General features: G+C 71.9%; 18 protein-coding genes. 14 read left to right on the top strand and 4 right to left on the bottom strand.

The features are described from left to right. Positions 1-49 precede the first annotated feature (49 nt). The 5 genes from ACIP4Y_RS37910 (at position 50) to ACIP4Y_RS37930 (ending at position 6,289) form a co-directional block, all read left to right on the top strand. Positions 50-1,621, top strand: a complete 1,572-nt coding sequence (locus ACIP4Y_RS37910; RefSeq protein WP_401401640.1) for a sodium:solute symporter — start codon at positions 50-52, stop codon at positions 1,619-1,621. 84 nt (positions 1,622-1,705) lie between these two features. Beyond that, the gene (locus ACIP4Y_RS37915; protein ID WP_401401548.1) at positions 1,706-2,875 is read left to right on the top strand and encodes an anhydro-N-acetylmuramic acid kinase; all 1,170 of its coding nucleotides are present in this window, start codon (positions 1,706-1,708) and stop codon (positions 2,873-2,875) included. A gap of 257 nt (positions 2,876-3,132) precedes the next feature. Continuing rightward, positions 3,133-4,101, top strand: coding sequence for a glycoside hydrolase family 11 protein (locus ACIP4Y_RS37920; protein WP_401401551.1), 969 nt, complete (start codon positions 3,133-3,135; stop codon positions 4,099-4,101). 126 nt (positions 4,102-4,227) lie between these two features. Then, a complete protein-coding gene (locus ACIP4Y_RS37925; RefSeq protein WP_401401554.1) occupies positions 4,228-5,244 on the top strand; it encodes a zinc-dependent alcohol dehydrogenase family protein in 1,017 nt (338 codons plus the stop codon). Between the two features lie 331 nt (positions 5,245-5,575). Next, positions 5,576-6,289, top strand: coding sequence for an SDR family NAD(P)-dependent oxidoreductase (locus ACIP4Y_RS37930; protein WP_401401557.1), 714 nt, complete (start codon positions 5,576-5,578; stop codon positions 6,287-6,289). Between the two features lie 15 nt (positions 6,290-6,304). Here the strand turns inward: ACIP4Y_RS37930 and ACIP4Y_RS37935 are convergent, their stop codons facing one another. From ACIP4Y_RS37935 to ACIP4Y_RS37945, 3 genes are all read right to left on the bottom strand, one after another. After that, positions 6,305-7,528 (bottom strand): beta-ketoacyl-[acyl-carrier-protein] synthase family protein, encoded by a 1,224-nt coding sequence (locus ACIP4Y_RS37935; protein ID WP_401401560.1) that lies wholly within the window; start codon positions 7,526-7,528, stop codon positions 6,305-6,307. After that, positions 7,525-7,833, bottom strand: coding sequence for an acyl carrier protein (locus ACIP4Y_RS37940; RefSeq protein WP_401401562.1), 309 nt, complete (start codon positions 7,831-7,833; stop codon positions 7,525-7,527). The genes ACIP4Y_RS37935 and ACIP4Y_RS37940 overlap by 4 nt, the downstream gene beginning before the upstream one ends. A gap of 112 nt (positions 7,834-7,945) precedes the next feature. Next, a complete protein-coding gene (locus ACIP4Y_RS37945; RefSeq protein WP_401401564.1) occupies positions 7,946-9,469 on the bottom strand; it encodes an MFS transporter in 1,524 nt (507 codons plus the stop codon). A gap of 124 nt (positions 9,470-9,593) precedes the next feature. Between ACIP4Y_RS37945 and ACIP4Y_RS37950 the strand changes: the two genes are divergently transcribed. From ACIP4Y_RS37950 to ACIP4Y_RS37975, 6 genes are all read left to right on the top strand, one after another. After that, positions 9,594-10,838 (top strand): cytochrome P450, encoded by a 1,245-nt coding sequence (locus tag ACIP4Y_RS37950; RefSeq protein ID WP_401401566.1) that lies wholly within the window; start codon positions 9,594-9,596, stop codon positions 10,836-10,838. 43 nt (positions 10,839-10,881) lie between these two features. Continuing rightward, positions 10,882-11,238 (top strand): PRC-barrel domain-containing protein, encoded by a 357-nt coding sequence (locus ACIP4Y_RS37955; protein WP_401401569.1) that lies wholly within the window; start codon positions 10,882-10,884, stop codon positions 11,236-11,238. 25 nt (positions 11,239-11,263) lie between these two features. Further along, positions 11,264-11,437 carry a hypothetical protein gene (locus tag ACIP4Y_RS37960; RefSeq protein ID WP_401401572.1) on the top strand — a complete coding sequence of 58 codons (174 nt, stop codon included), beginning with the start codon at positions 11,264-11,266 and terminating at the stop codon, positions 11,435-11,437. Positions 11,438-12,036: 599 nt separating this feature from the next. Beyond that, the gene (locus ACIP4Y_RS37965; RefSeq protein ID WP_401401575.1) at positions 12,037-13,209 is read left to right on the top strand and encodes a polysaccharide pyruvyl transferase family protein; all 1,173 of its coding nucleotides are present in this window, start codon (positions 12,037-12,039) and stop codon (positions 13,207-13,209) included. A gap of 34 nt (positions 13,210-13,243) precedes the next feature. After that, the gene (locus ACIP4Y_RS37970) at positions 13,244-14,653 is read left to right on the top strand and encodes an FAD-dependent oxidoreductase (RefSeq protein ID WP_401401577.1); all 1,410 of its coding nucleotides are present in this window, start codon (positions 13,244-13,246) and stop codon (positions 14,651-14,653) included. Positions 14,654-14,762: 109 nt separating this feature from the next. After that, the gene (locus ACIP4Y_RS37975) at positions 14,763-15,530 is read left to right on the top strand and encodes a beta-glucanase (RefSeq protein WP_401401580.1); all 768 of its coding nucleotides are present in this window, start codon (positions 14,763-14,765) and stop codon (positions 15,528-15,530) included. A gap of 39 nt (positions 15,531-15,569) precedes the next feature. Here ACIP4Y_RS37975 and ACIP4Y_RS37980 read toward each other — a convergent pair whose 3' ends face one another. After that, positions 15,570-15,815: a hypothetical protein gene (locus ACIP4Y_RS37980; protein ID WP_358646029.1), complete on the bottom strand. Its 246-nt coding sequence runs from the start codon at positions 15,813-15,815 to the stop codon at positions 15,570-15,572. A 294-nt stretch (positions 15,816-16,109) separates the two neighbouring features. Between ACIP4Y_RS37980 and ACIP4Y_RS37985 the strand changes: the two genes are divergently transcribed. The 3 genes from ACIP4Y_RS37985 (at position 16,110) to ACIP4Y_RS37995 (ending at position 18,409) form a co-directional block, all read left to right on the top strand. Further along, positions 16,110-17,627 carry an MFS transporter gene (locus ACIP4Y_RS37985; RefSeq protein WP_401401583.1) on the top strand — a complete coding sequence of 506 codons (1,518 nt, stop codon included), beginning with the start codon at positions 16,110-16,112 and terminating at the stop codon, positions 17,625-17,627. Positions 17,628-17,728: 101 nt separating this feature from the next. Beyond that, positions 17,729-17,944: a hypothetical protein gene (locus tag ACIP4Y_RS37990; RefSeq protein WP_358646025.1), complete on the top strand. Its 216-nt coding sequence runs from the start codon at positions 17,729-17,731 to the stop codon at positions 17,942-17,944. Positions 17,945-17,983: 39 nt separating this feature from the next. Then, complete coding sequence (locus ACIP4Y_RS37995; RefSeq protein WP_401401586.1) at positions 17,984-18,409, top strand: pyridoxamine 5'-phosphate oxidase family protein; 426 nt, start codon at positions 17,984-17,986, stop codon at positions 18,407-18,409.

Below are 18,409 nucleotides of genomic sequence, written 5' to 3' on the forward strand. Positions count from 1 at the left end.
ATCCCTGGACACGAAGGCGTGCCGCATGACAGCAGCAGTCGGAGAGAGTGTGCGCCAACTCGACCTCGTGGTGATCGTCGTCTACCTGGTGGCGATCGCCGTGCTCGGACTCCGTCTGGCCGGCCGGCAGAAGACGTCGAAGGACTACTTCGTCGGCGAGGGCAGCATGCCGTGGTGGACCGTCTCGTTCTCCGTGGTCGCCACCGAGACCAGCGTGCTCACCGTCATCAGCGTGCCCGGCGGCGCCTACAGCGGCCAGGGTTTCGGCAACGTCGAACTGGCCCTGGGCTATGTCGTCGGCCGCGTCGTCGTCGCCACCGCGCTCATCCCCCTGTACAAACGGGGCGGCTTCGTCAGCGCCTACCAGTACCTGGGCACCAGGTTCGGGCGCCGACTCCAGGGGCTGGCCTCGGTCACCTTCGTCTTCACCCGGCTCCTGGCCGAGGGCGTCCGGCTGTTCGCCTCCGCGATCCCCATCAAGCTGCTGCTCGACGAGTTCGGCGTGCACGCGGACTACCGGGTCATCATCGTCGTGCTCACCGTGATCACCGTCGTCTACACCTATCTCGGCGGCATCAAGGCGGTCATCTGGACCGACGCCATCCAGATGGGGCTCTACCTGGGCGGCGCGGTCCTGGCCGTCGCCGTCCTGTCCGCGCACGTCGGCGGCACCGGTTTCTCCCGCGCCCTGGATGCGGGCCGGTTCCGGCTGTTCGACACCGACTTCACCCTCGCACACATCCTGACCAGCCCGTTCGCCCTGCCCACCGCCATCGTCGGCGGCGCGATCTTCGCCATGGCCAGCCACGGCTCCGACCAGCTCATCGTCCAGCGCGTCCTGGCCACCCGCTCCCTGCGCGACGGCCAGAAGGCCATGGTCGCCTCCGGTGTCTTCGTCACCCTCCAGTTCGCGGCCTTCTCGCTCGTCGGCGCGCTGCTGTGGTCGTACAACGAGGGCAAGAGCTTCCAGGAACTGGGCCTGAGCAGCTCCGACAACCTCTACCCGAATTTCATCCTGCACGGGCTGCCCGTGGTGATCTCCGGCCTGCTCGTGGCCGGCATCCTCGGCGCCGCCATGGGCTCGCTGTCCTCGGCGCTGAACTCCATGTCGAACTCGACCGTCGCCGACATCGTCCACAGCTTCTTCCGCACCACGCCCTCGGAGGCGTCACTGCTCAGGCTCGCCAGGGTGATGACCCTGCTGTGGGCGGCACTGATGGCGGTCTTCGCCTGTGCCTTCAGTGCCGGCACCGGCAACGTCTACCTCACCGGTCTGACCATCGCCGGCTACACCTACGGCGCCCTGCTCGGCGCGTTCCTGCTGGGCAGGACCGTGCGGCGCGCCAACGAGGCCGACTCCGTCGTGGCTTTCCTGGTGACCGTCGCGGTGATGACGTACATCGTGCGCGCGGTGAAGATCGACGTGACCACGGCCGGCGCCACCGTCCCGACGGCGATCGCCGCCCAGTGGCTGGTCCCGATCGGCGTGGTCGTCACCCTCGCCGTCGGCGGCCTGATGAGCCTGCTGCACCGCGCCCCCGAGCCGGCCGAGGTCCGCGTGGGCACGAACGATCCGGACCCCGGCGAGGGCCGGGTCACGGCGGCCACCCGCCCGAACTGACCGCCCGCGCCCCGCGTCCGGCCGACATCTCGGAGGCACCATGCCCCAGCCGCAGTCCACTCCGCTCGCCGAACGGGAGACGCCATGCGGGTGATCGGCCTGATGTCGGGCACCTCGTACGACGCGATCGAAGCGGCCGCCGCGGACCTCACCCTGGACGACGACACCCTGCTCCTGCGGCTCCTCGGGCACCTCTCGGTTCCCTACGCGGACGACCTGCGCGCCCGCGTCGCGGCCGTCCTGCCGCCGGCGGTCACGACGGCACAGGCCGTCTGTGCCCTGGACAGCGGGATCGGTCAGGCCTTCGCCGGCGCGGCCGGGCGGGCCCTGCGGGAGCTGTGCGCGGGCGCCGCGGACCTGGTGGTCTCGCACGGCCAGACGGTGCACCACTGGGTCGAGGACGGCATCGTCCGCGGCACGCTGCAGCTCGGCCAGCCGGCCTGGATCGCCGAGGCCACCGGGCTCCCCGTCGTCTCCGACCTGCGCAGCAGGGACGTCGCCGCCGGCGGCCAGGGCGCCCCGCTCGTCGGCATGACCGACACCCTGCTGCTGCGCGGCCTCCCCGGCACCCCCGCCGCGCTGAACCTCGGCGGCATCGCCAACGTCACCGTCCTCGCGCCCGGCGCCGCACCGCTGGCCTTCGACACCGGCCCCGCCAACGCCCTGCTCGACGCGGCCGTCCACCACTTCACGGACGGCGCTGCCGCCTACGACGCGGACGGGCGCCGGGCAGCCGCCGGACGGGTACGCCCGCAACTGCTCCGCGTCCTCCTGGACGACCCCTACTACCGCAGGGCCGCCCCGAAGACCACCGGCAAGGAACACTTCCACCTCCCCTACCTGGAGCGGGCGCTCGACGCCGTGCCCACGCCCGCCGCTGACGACGTGCTGGCCACGCTGACCCGGCTGACCGCCGTGACCGTGGCCGATGCCTGCCGCGCCCACGGGGTCACCCAGCTCGTCGCCTCCGGCGGCGGCACCCGCAACCCGGTGCTCATGCGCATGATCACCGAGGAACTGCCCGGCGTACCGGTGCGTCCCAGTGACGACTTGGGCCTGCCCTCCGACGCCAAGGAGGCCCTCGCCTTCGCCGTCCTGGGATTCCTCACGGTCCACGGCCTGCCCGGCACCCACCCCAGCGCCACCGGCGCCTCCAGGGCCACGCTGCTCGGCAGCATCACCCCCGGCCTGGCGCCCCTGCGCCTGCCCGAACCGGTGGCACAGCCGCCGCGCCGATTGCGGACCGTCCAGTGACCGCAGCAAGTCGCTTGCGGATCCGAAACATTCGGGATGGAGATCCTGCATCCTGTCCCCTCCTCGGCAACTGTGGCGAATAGTGTGTCGCCCCGCGCTGACGAATCATGGCTCTGATCAGGGGGATCAGGTCGCAGCCCATCAAGCCGGGCCTCACTGATGTTTCGGAATCATCTCCGAAAATATTGACAGTCCATCAGGGCCGCTCAACACTGTCGCCGTTGAGGGGGGTCGGAGCGCGACGACGAGGAGGAAGCATGAAGGACGCACTTTTACACCGCTTCAGGCTGCTGGTCAGCAGTGCCTGCACCATGCTGCTGGTCGGTGTGGCCGCGCTGACGCTGCCCGGCACCGCCGAGGCCGACACGGTCATCACCAGCAACCAGACGGGGACGAACAACGGTTACTACTACTCGTTCTGGACGGACGCACCGGGAACGGTGTCCATGAACCTGGGCTCCGGGGGCAACTACAGCACCTCCTGGAGCAACACCGGCAACTTCGTCGCCGGCAAGGGCTGGAGCAACGGCGGACGCAGGGCGGTGACGTACTCGGGCACCTTCAACCCGTCCGGCAACGCCTGCCTGGCGCTGTACGGGTGGACCTCGAACCCGCTGGTGGAGTACTACATCGTCGACAACTGGGGCACCTACCGGCCCACCGGAACGTACAAGGGCACGGTCACCAGTGACGGGGGCACGTACGACATCTACCAGACGACCCGGTACAACGCCCCGTCCGTGGAAGGCAACAAGACCTTCAACCAGTACTGGAGCGTCCGGCAGACCAAGCGGACCGGCGGCACCATCACCACCGGCAACCACTTCGACGCCTGGGCCCGCGCCGGCATGCCCCTCGGCAGCTTCAATTACTACATGATCCTCGCCACCGAGGGATACCAGAGCAGCGGCAGCTCCGACATCACGGTGAACGGCGCCGGTTCGGGCGGTGGCGGTGGCAGCAACTGCACCGCGACGCTGTCCGCCGGCCAGCAGTGGGGTGACCGGTACAACCTGAACGTCGCCGTCTCCGGCTCCGGCAACTGGACGGTCACGATGAACGTGCCGTCCCCGGCGAAGGTCCTCTCCACCTGGAACGTCAGCGCCAGCTATCCCAGCAGCCAGGTGCTGGTCGCCAAACCCAACGGCAACGGCGACAACTGGGGCGTCACCATCCAGCCCAACGGCAACTGGAACTGGCCCACGGTCTCCTGCAGCACAGGCTGATGTTTGCCTCCCCGGATGGATTTCTCCGCTTTTCGCGCCGGCCTTCCGGTGTGAGGCTCGACCGTGAGCAGCCGTCTGTCACCCAGGGCTGCGGCACAAGACCCTCGTACCGAAGGAAGACCCACCATGCGCGGAGCAGTCATCCACGCGCCCGGCGACGTGCGCTTCGAGAACCTGGACGACCCGAAGATCAGCCGGCCCACCGACGCGATCATCCGCACGGTGGCCACCTGCGTGTGCGGCTCGGACCTGTGGCCGTACCGCGGTGCGGAGCCCATCGATGATCCGCACCCGATGGGTCACGAGTACGTCGGCATCGTGGAGGAGGTCGGCAGCGAGGTCACCCACGTCAAGCCGGGGCAGTTCGTGGTCGGCTCCTTCGCCACCTCGGACAACACCTGCGCGAACTGCCGCAACGGCTGGCAGTCCAGCTGTCTGAACCGCGAGTTCATGAGCACCTGCCAGGCCGACTACGTCCGCATTCCCAACGCCCACGGCACCCTGGTCGCCACGAACGAGCACCCGACCGGCGACGTCGTGCCCAGCCTGCTCGCCGTCTCCGACGTGATGGGCACCGGCTGGTACGCCGCTCTCGCCGCCGAGGTGAAGCCCGGCTCCACGGCCGTCGTGGTCGGCGACGGAGCGGTCGGCCTGTGCGGTGTCATCGCCGCCAGGGAACTGGGCGCCGAGCGGATCATCGCCATGAGCCGGCACGAGTCCCGGCAGAAGCTCGCCCGCGAGTTCGGCGCCAGCGACGTCATCAGCGAGCGCGGCGACGAAGGCATCGCCCGCGTCAAGGACCTGACGGACGGCATCGGCGCCGACTCGGTGCTGGAGTGCGTCGGCACGCCCGAGGCCATGCGGCAGGCCCTGCACTCCGCGCGGCCCGGCGGAAACGTCGGCTTCGTCGGCGTCCCGCACGAGGTGGCCGTGGACGGCCAGGAGCTGTTCTTCTCCCAGGTCGGCCTGCGCGGCGGTCCCGCGCCCGTCCGTCGCTACCTGCCCGACCTGATCGACCGCGTCCTGTCCGGCCGGATCAACCCGGGCAAGGTCTTCGACCTGACCCTGCCCCTGGACCAGGTCGCCGAGGGCTACAAGGCGATGGACGAGCGCCGCGCCATCAAAGCCCTGCTCAAGCCCTGACCGCAGCCTCACACGTCCGGGGCCCGGCAGCGGATGCCCGGCCCCCCGGGTTCGGCCGCGGCACGCTGCTGTTCGCCAATGGCGCCGGCGCCGTGCGCCCCCGCAGTCGGGCAGGGGCTCGGCGTAGTTCCCGGCCGCCCGTCGCGTCCAGAGCACCCGCCACGCCGTCCGACAGGCACATCGCCATGCACAGCAGGCTCACCGTCCGTGAAGGAGCTGCTCAGGGCGGCGAGCCGACACCTCGGCACGTTGCTCGCCGCGCCGCGCGGCGGAATGCGACGCTGGTGGGGCAGGTGCAAGACGAGGGAAGCACGGGAGATGACGGACGGACATGGCACTGATTCTGGTGACCGGCGCATCCAGTGGGCTCGGGCGCGACACGGCGCACGCGTTGGCCGACGACGGGCACGACGTGGTCGTCCACGTCCGCAACCCGTCCCGTCTCACGGGCGCGGACGACACCGCCCGGTGGAAGGGTGTCGTCACGGGTGACCTCGCCGAAGTCGATCAGATCCGTGACGTGGCCCGGCAGTCCGGCGGGTTCGGCCGCTTCGACGCCGTCATCCACAATGCCGGCGTCCTGCACTCCCCCGACGTGAGCACGGTCAACACCGTCGCGCCCTACCTGCTGACTGCCCTCATGGACAAGCCGGCCCGGCTCGTCTACCTCAGCAGTTCGATGCACCGGACCGGCTCCACCGACCTGCGACGGCTGGCCGACGGCACCGCTTCCTACGACGACAGCAAGCTGTGGGTCACCGCCCTCGCGCTCGCCTGCGCGTCCCGCTGGGAGGGAACCACCAGCCACGCGGTCGACCCCGGCTGGGTCCCCACCCGGATGGGCGGTGCCTGCGCACCCGACGACCTGGCCGCCGGGCACCAGACCCAGGTGTGGCTCGCCACCGGCCACGACGTGACCCCGGCGACCGGCGGCTACTGGTACCACCGGCAGACCCAGACCCCGCACCCCGCCGCGCAGGACGAAGCGTTCCAGGCCCGGCTCGTCCAGGAACTGGAACGCCTCACCGGCGTATCGCTCGGCTGACGCTCGGCGCACCGGTCAGGGGGTGTGGAAGACGAGGACGGCGTTCTGACCGCCGAAGCCGAACGAGGTGCTCAGGACCGTCTCGATCCGGCAGACGCGGACGGCCTTGGTGACGATGTCGAGGTCGATGCCGGGTTCGGGCGTGCCGAGGTTGGCGGTCGGGTGGATGGTCTGGTGGTGCAGGGACAGCACGCACACGGCGGCCTCGACGGCACCCGCGGCCCCCAGCGAGTGCCCCAGGATGCTCTTGGTGGCGGTGACGGGCGGCGGCCGGCGGAACACCCGGTGCAGGACGGCGGCCTCGCTGCGGTCGTTCAGCGGCGTCGACGTGGCGTGCGCGTTGACGTGGTCGATATCGGCGGGCGTCAGGCCGGCTTCCGCCAGCGCTGCTCGCACCGCGCGTTCGGCGCCCTCCCCCTCGGGATGCGGGCTCGTCGGATGATGGGCGTCGCTGGTGGCGCCGAATCCGGAGAGGACGGCTTTCCCCCGGGCGCCGCGGGCGTGTGCGTGCTCCGCCCGCTCCAGGACGAGCACACCAGCGCCCTCGCCCAGCACGAAGCCGTCCCGTTCCGCGTCGAAGGGACGTGAGGCACCCACCGGGTCGTGGCAGCGGGTGGAAAGCGCCCCCAGCCGCCAGAACCCCGTGCTGGACAGCGGCCCGCAGGCGCTCTCCGCCCCGCCGACCAGCGCGATGTCACACATGCCCGCGTTCAGCAGCTGCCGGCCGATGCCGATGGCGGTCGCGCCGGACGCGCAGGCGGTACTGACGCCGAAACCGGGTCCTTTCGCGCCGAGGTCGGCGGCGACCTCGCCGGCGGCCATGTTGGGCAAGGCCCGCGGGACCGTGGTCGGTGAGATCTTCCGGTACGCGCCGGACGTCAGGCAGCGCAGGACGTGCACGTCGGTGTCGTGGCTGCTGCTGCCCACCCCGATGACCACGGCGACCCGGTCGGCGTCCCACCGCCCCGGTTCCAGACCGGCGTCCCGGGCGGCCTCCCGCGCGGCGACGAGGGCGAGGTGGATGAAACGGTCGGTGCGCCAGCGCAGCCCCCGTCCGAGCGCGGCGGCGAGTTCCTCGTCCCGGACCCGGCAGCTGAAGTCCACGGGCAGGCCCGCCAGCCCGGGGTCGGTGGACGCCGTCGGTGCCCCCGCGCACAGCCGCTGCCAGGTCGCGTCGGCCCCGACACCTCCCGGGGTGACCAGACCGATGCCCGTGACGACGGTCCGGGACCTCTTCACGCGTCCACGTCCGCCGGTGCGGCGGCCAGGGTGTGCAGAACGGCACGGGTGGACTCGTCGGCGAACCGGGCCACGTAGTCGGCCACCGCGCCGAGGGTGACTTCTGGCCCCGTCGGCATGGCCTCGTCGGTGAGGGGGACGTCGATGCCGGTCTCCTCCTCGACCACGACGAGTAGTTCCGCCAGGGCGATCGAGTCGAGGCCGAGGTGTTGCAGATTGCTGTCGGCGCTCAATTGCGCCGGGTCCATTTCGAAATGGCGGACGATGAGACGGACAAGTGTGTCGACGATCAGCTGGTCGGCCAAGAATTCACCCCGGGAAGGAAAGTTCGATTCGGCGGACAGCCAGCAAAGCGCACCCGGGACAGTCGCGCCGGGGAAGCACCGGCGCGTGTCGGCGAACAATGACCGGAGTGGTCTACGGAGCGCTGCTCTGCGCGGCGCACCTTTCCGAACGGGGTGAAGCGGGGACGGCGGGGAGGCGGGGCAGCCCCCGCCATACGGCCACCGCACCGGCGACGACGACCACGGCCGCCACCCACGCGGTGCGGGTGAGCCCGGCGACGAAGGCGTCTGTCGCGGCGGCCAGCAACTGGTGCCTCACGGCGGGCGTGGCCTGCCGGCCCGCCCGCGCGGCCGCGACGACGCCGTCCCGGGCGGCGGACGGCAGGCCGCCCAGTCCCGCATGGGAGAGCGCGTCGCTGATCCTGTCCCGGTAGACAGTGGCCAGGACGGAGCCCTGGACGGCGACGCCGAGGGTCGCGCCGACCTGGCGGCTGGCGTCGTTGACGGCGGACCCGACACCGGCGTACGGCTCGCCCACGCTCTCCATCACCGCGGCGGTTCCGGCCGCGGCCGTCAGGCCCGCCCCCAGGCCCGCGACGATCTGCACCAGGGCCAGGTACGGATAACCGGACTCCGCGGTCGTACGGGACAGCAGCACGAAGGAGCCGGCGGTCACGAGGAGGCCGCTCACCATGACCGACCGGTGGGTCAGCCGCACGGTGAGCGGCGCGGCCAGCCCCGCGCCCACGATGAGAGCGCCCGGCAACGGCAGGGTGCGCACACCGGCCTCCCAGGGAGTGCAGTCCAACACTCCTTGCAGATAGAGGGAAATGACGAAGAGGGCGCCGAACATCGCGAACGACATCATGGCCAGGGCCGCCGCCGGGACGGTGACCGCACGGCGCAGTACATGCCGGGGCAGCATGGCCGCCGGCGCCCGCCGCAGCCACACCCCGAAGGACGCCAGCAGCCCGGCGCCCACGGCGGACACGGCGAGGACCGGCGTGCTGGTCCACCCTCGGGCGGGGCCTTCGATGATCGCCCAGACCAGCGCCAGCAGCCCGGTCGCGGACAGTACGGTTCCAGGGAGATCGACGGGCTCGGTGCGGGCGGGCGGTGGTGCGGGGACCACGAGGAGCGTGAGCACGATGACGGCCGCGGTGAACGGGACGTTCAGCCAGAACACCGCCCGCCAGGAGTGATGGCTGACCAGCCAGCCACCGATCACCGGCCCCAGGGCACCGCCCACCCCTCCCACGGCCGCCCACAGCGCGATGGCCCGGCGCCGGAGTTCCCGTTCCGGAAAGAGGGTGGTGAGCAGCGAAAGGGTCGCGGGCATGATCAGCGACGCGCCCGCGCCCATGGCGCCACGGGCGAGGATCAGCTGCCACGGTACGGCGGCCAGCGCGCCCGCCACGGAGGCGAAAACGCAGGTGACCAGGCCGGCGAGGAACGCTCGTCTGCGGCCGATCCGGTCGGTGACGCCTCCTGCCGACAGCACCAGACCGCCCAGCACCAGCGCGTAGGCGTCGACGATCCACTGGGTCTGCCCCGCGGACGAACCGAGCGCGCTCTGCAGTTCGGGGATCGCGACGTTGAGGACGGTGAGATCCATGCCGAGCAGAAAGAGCCCCGAGCAGACGGCCCCGGCGCTCACCCAGCGTCCCCGCGTTCTTCCCGCACTCGCGTGAAAAGCGACGCCATCCGTTCCGCGCTCAGCCGTCATGTGCACTCTTTATCAGAATGTGTGCCCGCTGCTACGGCAATGGAGCCGAGTCCGCATGGAAGCATCCGATACGTTCATCGACTGTCTGACCGGCCAGTTGCCCTTCGACATCGGCACCGACGAGTTCGTGCGGAATCCGTACCGCTTTTACGAGGAGGTACGCCGTTCGAGTGGTCCGGTGCACCGCACGGACTCGGGTGACATCGTCGTTCTGGGCTACTTCGAGGCAAAGGCCGTCCTGGGCGATCCGCGCTTCGGCCACGGCGCCCAGACGGCTCAGGACCGGACCGGTTACGGCGTGCCGGCCCGCACCTTCCTGCTGACCGATCCGCCCGGCCACACCCGGCAGCGCGAACGCGTACGGCGCGCCTTCACCGCGCGCGAGGTCCTGTCCCTGCGCCGCCGCGTCGGCGACGTGGCGGCGCGTCTGGTCGAGGAGGCGGCACGGTCCGGTACGGCGGACGTCGTCGCGGATGTCGCGCGGCCCCTGTCCGCGAGGGTGGTCGCCGATCTCATCGGCGTGCCGGAGGATCTGCGTGACCGCTTCACGCAGGCGGCCGCGCTGCTGGTGCGCGGCATGGATCCGCCCGGTCTGATCGACCCGGGCACGCGGGAGCGGATCGCGCGGGCGCGGGTCTGGCTGGCGCGGGACATCGGCGTCGCCCTGCGCCGTCCGGCCGGCACGGGAATCCTGCGCGCCCTCGCCCAGGGCTCCGACGACCGGCCGGCACCGGCGGAGACCGTGGCGACGTGCGCACAGCTCGTCGCGGCCGGATACGAGACGACCGTAGGCCTGATCGCCAACGGCACGCACGCCCTGCTCCGGCATCCCGGCCAGCTGGCGTGGCTCGCGGCCGCCGGCCACTCGGAGCAGGCGTGCGCCGTGGCCGTGGAGGAACTGCTGCGCTTCGATCCGCCGATCCAGCTGGCGCCCCGCTGTGCCCTGGTCGACGCCGACATCGCGGGTACGCCCGTACCGCGCGGCACCCTCGTCCTGGTTCTGCTCGGCGCGGCCAACCGTGATCCGCGCGTCTTCCCCGAGCCGCACCGGCTCCGGCTCGACCGGCAGCCACGGCACCTGGCCTTCGGGCTGGGCAGCCACTACTGCCTCGGCGCCGCACTGGCCCGCCTGGAGGCCACCGCGGCGCTCGCGCACCTGCTCCCGCGCCGGCCCCGGCCGACGGGCCACCCGGTGTCGTACAGCCCGGCCCGGGTCGCCCGCAGCGTCCAGAGCCTGCAGGTCCGGCTGGACCCGGGCGGGAACGGGACCGACTCGGGCGCAACCCGGCTGGCGGGGTGACATCACCGGCCCCAGCATGGGTACCCCCGCAAAGGAGGTTGTGATGTTCGAGGCATCCGATATCCGCGAATGGCGAGGGCACGACGTTGTCGACGCGGACGGGCACAAGATCGGCACGCTGGAGGCCGTCTACGTGGACACCAGCACCGACCAGCCCTTTTTCGCCACTGTGACCGTGGGCCTGCCCACCCGCCGTCGGCTGGTGTTCGTGCCCCTCCCCGGTGCGACCGTCGGTCCGGGGTATCTGAAGGTCGCGCACGGCAAGGACCGGGTCAAGAAGGCACCGTCGATCGACATCGACGGGGAGCTGCCCGCCGCCGACGAGCCGTCCATCTTCGCCCACTACGAGTTGACCTACACACCGGGCGCCGGCGGCGAGCGGCGCCTGGGCCGCCGTTGACCTACCGAAGCCGACGGGAGCTCCGATGAGCATTTTCCTGTTCCTGATCCTCGTGGCCGTCGCCCTGGGCATCATCGGTGTCGTGACCCACGGCCTGTTCTATCTGCTGGTCATCGGCGTCGTCGTGCTCGTCGCCGATCTCGTCTACGGCGCCGTGCGCTTCCACCGAGGGGGCAGGAAGCACCGCCTCGTCCGCTGACGAGGCCCAGAAGCGCGGTGTTCCGGCACGGCAGTCGACCCATGTCCGGGACGTCCTCGGCGCGGCGGCACGTCCCGGCGTGCGGGACGTCGTCCTCGTCGGACACAGTTACGGCGGCGTTCCCGCCGCTCAGGCCGCCGGGAGGATCGGCGACCGGCTGGTGCGCCTGGTGCTCGTGGACGCGCCGGTGCCGGCCGACGGCGAGTCGTGCGTGGCCCGGTGGCCGAACGGCGGAGCGGTCATCGTGGACCGCTCGACGCCGCATCCAGGTGACACGCTGACCGAGCCGGCGGTCCTTGCCCGCCCCCTCCCGCAGATCCCGACGACGCACGTCAGGTGCCTGCTCAACGGTGCCGGGCTCGACGCCGAGGTGGCCGAGCTGCTGACCGGCGAACGGTGGCGGCTGGTCGAGCTGGACACCGGTCACTGGCCCATGTTCACCCGACCGCGCGAACGGGCGGAAATGCTCGTGCGGGAGGCGGCGGGGCGCGAGGGTCCCGCCGGACGGACCGCCCCTGAGCGACGCGGTCGCGCGTTCTCACCGGAAGGCTGCAAGCTGGTACCGACATGCCCGAAGAGTCGTACGGCAGGGAGCGGTCATGGATGGCGCAGACGACGTGACCGTAGGCGTACTGGGCTCCTACGGCGGCCGGAACGTGGGCGACGAGGCGATTCTCACCGCCCTGCTGGACCGCGTCCGCGCCGGCCGGCCGGGAACCCGCTTCGTGATCTTCTCCCGCCATCCCGAGCACACCCGCAGCGTCCATCCGCAGGTGGAGGTCGTCGGCTGGGAGGGGGTCTGCCGGGAGGGCATCTCCACCCATCTGCGGCGGCTGGACGTCCTGGTGCTCGGGGGCGGCGGAATCCTGTACGACACCGAGGCGCGTCGCTATCTGCGGACCGCCCGCACCGCCCAGGACCTCGGCGTACCCGTCTTCACCTATGCGGTGGGGGCCGGTCCGCTCACCGACGAGGCGGACTGTGCGTGGGTCCGTACGGTCCTCTCGGACGCGGTCGAGGTGACGGTCCGGGACGAGGAGTCGAAGCTCGTGCTCGAGGAGGCCGGACTGGCCCGGCCCGTCACCGTCACCGCCGATCCGGCGCTGCTGCTGGTGCCCGGCGATCGCGGCGGGGCGCTGCTGCGGGCGGAGGCCGTGCCGCGCCGGGTGCGCCTGGTGGGCATGAGCGTGCGCGAGCCCGGGCGTGCGGCGGAGCACCTGGACGAGGAGGAGTATCACCAGCTTCTCGCCAGTGTGGGTGACTTCCTCGTGCACCGGCTGAATGCTCATGTCGTCTTCGTCTCCATGGAACGCGGCGACATCCGGCACGCGCACGCCGTGGCGTCACGCATGGCGAAGGCGGACCGGTGCACGGTGCTGCGCGGCGACCACGGGCCGCAGCAGGTCCTCGACATCGTCAGCCAGTTGGACCTGGCCGTCGGGATGAGGCTGCACTTCCTGATCTTCGCCGCGCTCGCCGGGATCCCCCTGCTGCCGCTGCCGTACGCGGGCAAGGTCTTCGACTTCGCCCAGCGGATCGGCGCGCCGGCCCTGCGCGGTGTGGTCAGGGAGACGGCGGGGCTGCTGCTGGCGGAGGTGGACCGCCTGTGGGACGAGCGGCGTGCCCGTGCGGCCGAGACAGCCGTGCGTACGGCGGCGATGCGGCTGCGGGCGGCGGAGACCGCCGAGCGGCTCCTCGCCTATCTGGACGGCGCGGCCGCGCAGCGGGTCCTGCAGGGTGCCGCGCCCGTGCCCGCCTCCACCCTGGGCTAGGGCCGACGGCCACCGGTCCCCGGAGGGAGTGAACGTGTCGTACCTGATGCCGCCCCGCGTTCCCCGGACGGTGGAGCTTCCGCCGCGTCGGGCGCTGCACGCGGGCTCCACGCAGGTGTTGGTGATCGGTGGCGGGCCGGCCGGCATCGGCGCGGCCCTCGGTGCCGCCAACGCGGGCGCCGAGGTCGTTCTCGTCGAGCGGTACGGGTTCCTCGGCGGCAATGCGACCGCGGCGCTGGTGATGCCGCTGATGAGTTTCCACAACGAGGTCAAGCAGGCCGTGGCCGGTGACACCACGCGCCTGCTGCCGCCTGATCACGGCGAGGGCGAGCCGGTCGTCGGCGGGGTGCTGTGGGTGCTGCTCGACCAGCTGGTGCGGGTGGGAGCGGCGATCCGGCCCTCGCTGGAGACCGGCTACACCGTGCCCTTCGATCCGGAGCTGTTCAAGCTGGTGCTGTACGAGCTGCTGGAGGGCCACGAGGTCCGTACGCTCCTGCACGCCTTCGCCTCCGACGTCATCAGCCTGCCCGACCGCGCGCGTGCGGTGTTCGAGACGAAGTCGGGTCCCCTCGTCATGGACGCGGACGTGATCGTGGACTGCACCGGGGACGGCGACATCGCGGCGGCGGCCGGGGCGTCGTACGAGATCGGCCGGCCGGAGGACGGCTGGACGCAGCCCATGTCGCTGATGTTCCGCATGGTCCGCTTCGACCACGAGGAGTTCACCGCCTACACCCGCGCCCACCCGGACCAGTGGAGGGGCGTGCACGGCCTGTGGGACCTGGTCCGGGCCGCCGCGGACGCCGGGGAGCTGGACCTGCCGCGCGAGGACGTGCTGTTCTTCGCCACGCCGAACAGCGGTGAGGTGGCGGTCAATTCGACGCGTGTCACCGAGGTGCTCGGCACCAGTGTCTGGGACCTCACCCGTGCGGAGTTCACGGCCCACCGCCAGATGGCGCAGATCGCCCGTTTCCTGCGCGACCGTGTGCCCGGTTTCGCCGACTCCTACGTCGTCCAGAGCGGTGTGCAGGTCGGCGTGCGGGAGACCCGCCGGATCCTGGGCGAGTACCAGCTGACCGGCGACGACGTGCTCAAGGCCCGCACGTTCGAGGACGCCGTCGCCCGCGGCGCCTACCCGGTGGACATCCACAACCCGAGCGGTCGCGGCACCACGCTGAAACGCCTGCCGCGCGGGGAGTCCTATGACATCCCCCTGCGCTGCCTCCTCCCCCGGGACGTGGAACGCGTTCTCGTCGCGGGCCGCTGCATCTCCGGGGACCACGTGGCGCACTCCTCCTACCGCGTGATGCCGATCTCCATGGCCACCGGGCAAGCGGCGGGCGTCTGCGCGGCCCTCGCCGCGACCCGGGGCCGGCAGCCGCGTGACGTCCCGGTGAGCGAGGTCCAGCGGGAACTCCGTGCGCAGGGCGCCAGCTTGCACTGACCCGGCACGTGCGGACCGGCATCGGGCGGTGGAAGCGCCGAACGGATGTGCCCCCGGCTGGGCCGCCGCCCGGGCGCATGGCCGGTCGCCAGCCGGTGAGACATCGCATATGGACGAATCGACATCCCGTGGCCCGCTGCCGGGTCCTCGCGTCCCGCCCCCGCCCGACGTCGTGTTCACGGCGGACTTCGCCTCCGAGACCCAGTGGGTGGCGGGGCGCTCGTGGGCCTATCCGGGAGGCGGACCGGTCAACCCGGGCGACAACAAGCTGGATTACCTCGTGCCCGACGCCGACTACAGCCGCTCGGGCGTCTTCCGGGCCACCCGCCGGCCGGACGGACGGTGGAACACGGGGCTGCTGACCACCGAGGGCAGCCAGGACGAGTTCACCGTGCAGTCGGGGGACGTACTGGAGGCGCGCGTACGACTGCCCGAGGAGGTCGGTGCCTGGCCGGCCATCTGGACCTGGCGGGACGGCGACCAGGAGGTCGACGTCTTCGAGTACCACCCCGACAACCCTGACCTGCTGGAGTTCACCAACCATGTGCGCGGCGGCAGCAGTTACCTCCGGGACGACTCCGTCCGACCCGGCGCCTGGGTGGACCTGCGCACCGATTTCGGGGCGCGCTCGGTGGTCTGGTGGCTGAACGGCGCGCGGGTCTTCGCGGACAGACGAGGAGTGGGGCACACCTGGCACGCCTACCTGATCGTCAATCTCTCGGTCAGCGCCGGTCGTTACCACCCGGCACCCGACCCCGGGACGACCGAGATGTCGTTCGAGGTGGCGAGCCTGGTGGTACGGCGTCCGTCCGCGGACGGTTCGCCGCGCGTGGAGACGGCGGCCGGGGACGGAGAGCGGCAGTCGGCCGATTCCTGAACCGTCCCCGGCGCGCCGTGCCGTAGGCCCGGCCGGTGGCTACCCGCCGGAACCCGTGCCCTCGCCCTCTTGCCGCTTCTCCCCCTCCTGCTCCTCCGTGCCTACGCCGCGCAGCGGCTCCCCGGCCACTGTGCCGTGCTCGGGCTGGTAGCCCTCCTTCGCGCCGGCCGTGCCCGGAATCGTCCGTTCGCGGGCCTGGCTCTCGCCGCCCGAGTGTGCTCCGGGCTCTTCGTCGCCGCGGGCCCGTGCGTACCGGTCGGCAGGCTCGTCGGTGTGTTCCGTCATGGCCGTCCTCCGATCCACTCGTCGCCCCGCCCGGGTTCCCGGGGGCCGGGTGCGGAAACGGCGGACGACGAGGACGCGCACCGGTCTGCCGGCCACGGTGGTGGCCGCCGCCCTCGCTGTCACCGCCACCGGTCCGGCCACGCCGGCCCCGGCCGGCTCGGTATCGCCCGCACGCCGTCCGCCCGGATCAGCCCAGGCAGGTAGGCGCTCTGTGCGGGACGCTGAGCATGTGTGCCCGTGCGGGGCCGGGGGAACCTGGTTCGACCGGGTGGCCGCCCTGGGAGAGGAGTCCAGGTGACAGCGTCGACATCGGCGGCAGACGGTCGGGAGCCGGACGCTCAGGAGGCCGGGTACGAGCCGGATCCGCAGCGGTGGCGTGCCCTGTGGGTCACCCTGGTGGCCGGCTTCATGAGCCTGCTGGACGTGACGATCGTGGCGGTCGCCCTGCCCACCATCCAGCGCGACCTGCACGCCTCCGCCGCGCAGGTGCAGTGGGTGGTCTCCGGATACGCCCTGTCCTTCGCGCTCGCCCTGGTCACCGCGGGCCGCCTCGGTGACGCCCTGGACCGGCGCCGGATCTTCCTGCTGGCCCTGAGCGGCTTCGTGCTCTGCAGCGCGGCCTGCGGAGCGGCCCCGGACATCACCCTGCTGGTGGCGGCCCGGCTCGCCCAGGGCCTGGCGGCGGGCTTCATGGCTCCGCAGAACTCGGCACTGATCCAGCAGATGTTCCGCGGCGCCGAGCGCGGTCGCGCCTTCGGTTTCTTCGGCGCCACCGTCGGCATCTCCTCCGCCGCCGGCCCGATCACCGGCGGCGCCATCCTCGCCCTGGCCTCCGGTGCCCAGGGCTGGCGGTGGATCTTCTACGTCAACGTCCCCATCGGCATCCTGGCCGTCCTGCTCGGCCGCCGGCTGCTGCCGCGCACCCGGCGCTCCGAGCGGGGTCAGGTGGATGTGGCCGGCGTGCTGCTGCTCGGGCTGGGCGTCCTGGCGCTCATGTATCCGCTGGTCCAGGCGGACTCCGGCGGCCTGCACCGGCTGTGGTGGCTGTTCCCGGTGGGTGTGGCGGTGCTCGCCGTCTTCACCTGGTGGCAGCACCGCCTCGTCGCCCGGGGTGCCCAGCCGCTGCTCGACCCGCGCCTGTTCAGCACCGTGCGCGGCTATGCCGTCGGCGCCGGCATCGGCACGCTGTACTTCGTCGGTTTCAGCGGCGTCTGGCTGGTCTTCGCCCTCTTCTACCAGCGCGGCCTCGACTTCTCCCCCCTCCGGTCCGGCCTGGCCGTGACCCCCTTCGCGCTGGGCTCGGCGAGCGCGGCCGTGGTCTCGGGCCGGCTGGTCGAAAGGTTCGGGCGCCTGCTCACCGTGTGCGGTCTCGCGGGCGTGATCGTCGGCTTGGGCGGCACCGCGCTGCTGCTCCGTTTCGCGCCGCTGCACATGGCGCCCTGGCTCGCCGCTCCGGTCCTGTTCCTCGGCGGTATCGGCGGCGGCTTCGTGGTCTCCCCCAACATCACGATGACCCTGCGGGACGTACCCGTACGCATGGCGGGCGCGGCGGGCGGTGCCCTGCAGACCGGGCAGCGGCTGGGCGCCGCGCTGGGGACCGCCGCGCTGCCCGGCCTCTTCTACCTGGTGCTCGGCAGGAGCCACGACTATCGCGGCGCGCTCGTCACCGCGCTGGGTGCCGCCCTCGTCGGCATGGCGGCGTCCCTGGCGCTGGCGACGGCCGACTGGCAGCGCGACCGGCGGACGAAGCGGCCCCGCCGCAAGTGCCCGGAGGAGGTCGCGAACGACCCCGTGCACGCGCGGCAGACCTGACGCCATCAGGGTGGTCCGGGGCCGTGTCGGGCGGCGGGTGCGGGCTCGGTTGGCCATGCTGGGCCGGGAGCGGCACCGCGAGCGGCGACAAGGAGCACTGCATGCCGAAGGACCCCGTCGAACGATTCCTGGCGGCGCTTGACCCCGGCCACCGGGAGACCGTCGGCGCGAAGCCGCGCGAGGAACAGGAACAGCTCGCCGCGGCCTGGGAGCGGGAACTGGAAGCGGACGACGAACTCGACACCCTCGACGAGTTGTCCCCGCAGGCGGCGGAGGCCGAGGCGGCCCGCCGGGTCCTGGACCGCGGGACCGGATGACCCGGCGTCCGGGCGGGGCTCGGCGTTAGGCTCGACCCCGTGACACTTTCCTTACAAGAACGCGAACAGTTCCTGGCGGAGCCTCACATCGGCGCCCTGTCGGTCGTCGAACGGCCGGACCGCGCGCCGCTGACGGTTCCCATCTGGTACCAGTACACGCCGGGTGGCGAGTTGTGGGTCCGGACCGGGCCGGACTCGCGCAAGGCGCGGGCGCTGCTCTCCGCGGGGCGCTTCAGTCTGATGGTGCAGCGCACGCAGCCCTCCGTGCGCTATGTGTGGGTGGAGGGGCCGGTCACCAGGACGGCCCCGGACAGCCGCGAGCGGTCCTGGGAGATGGCCGCGCGCTACCTCCCGGAAGAGAAGGTCGCCGCGTTCGTGGAGTACGACCAGGAGCACCTCGGCGAGCACTTCCTCGTCTACATGCGGCCGGAGCACTGGGTCGCCGCGGACCTGGGAGCGTTCTGA

Source organism: Streptomyces sp. NPDC088810, from assembly GCF_044750305.1.
Classification (GTDB): domain Bacteria; phylum Actinomycetota; class Actinomycetes; order Streptomycetales; family Streptomycetaceae; genus Streptomyces.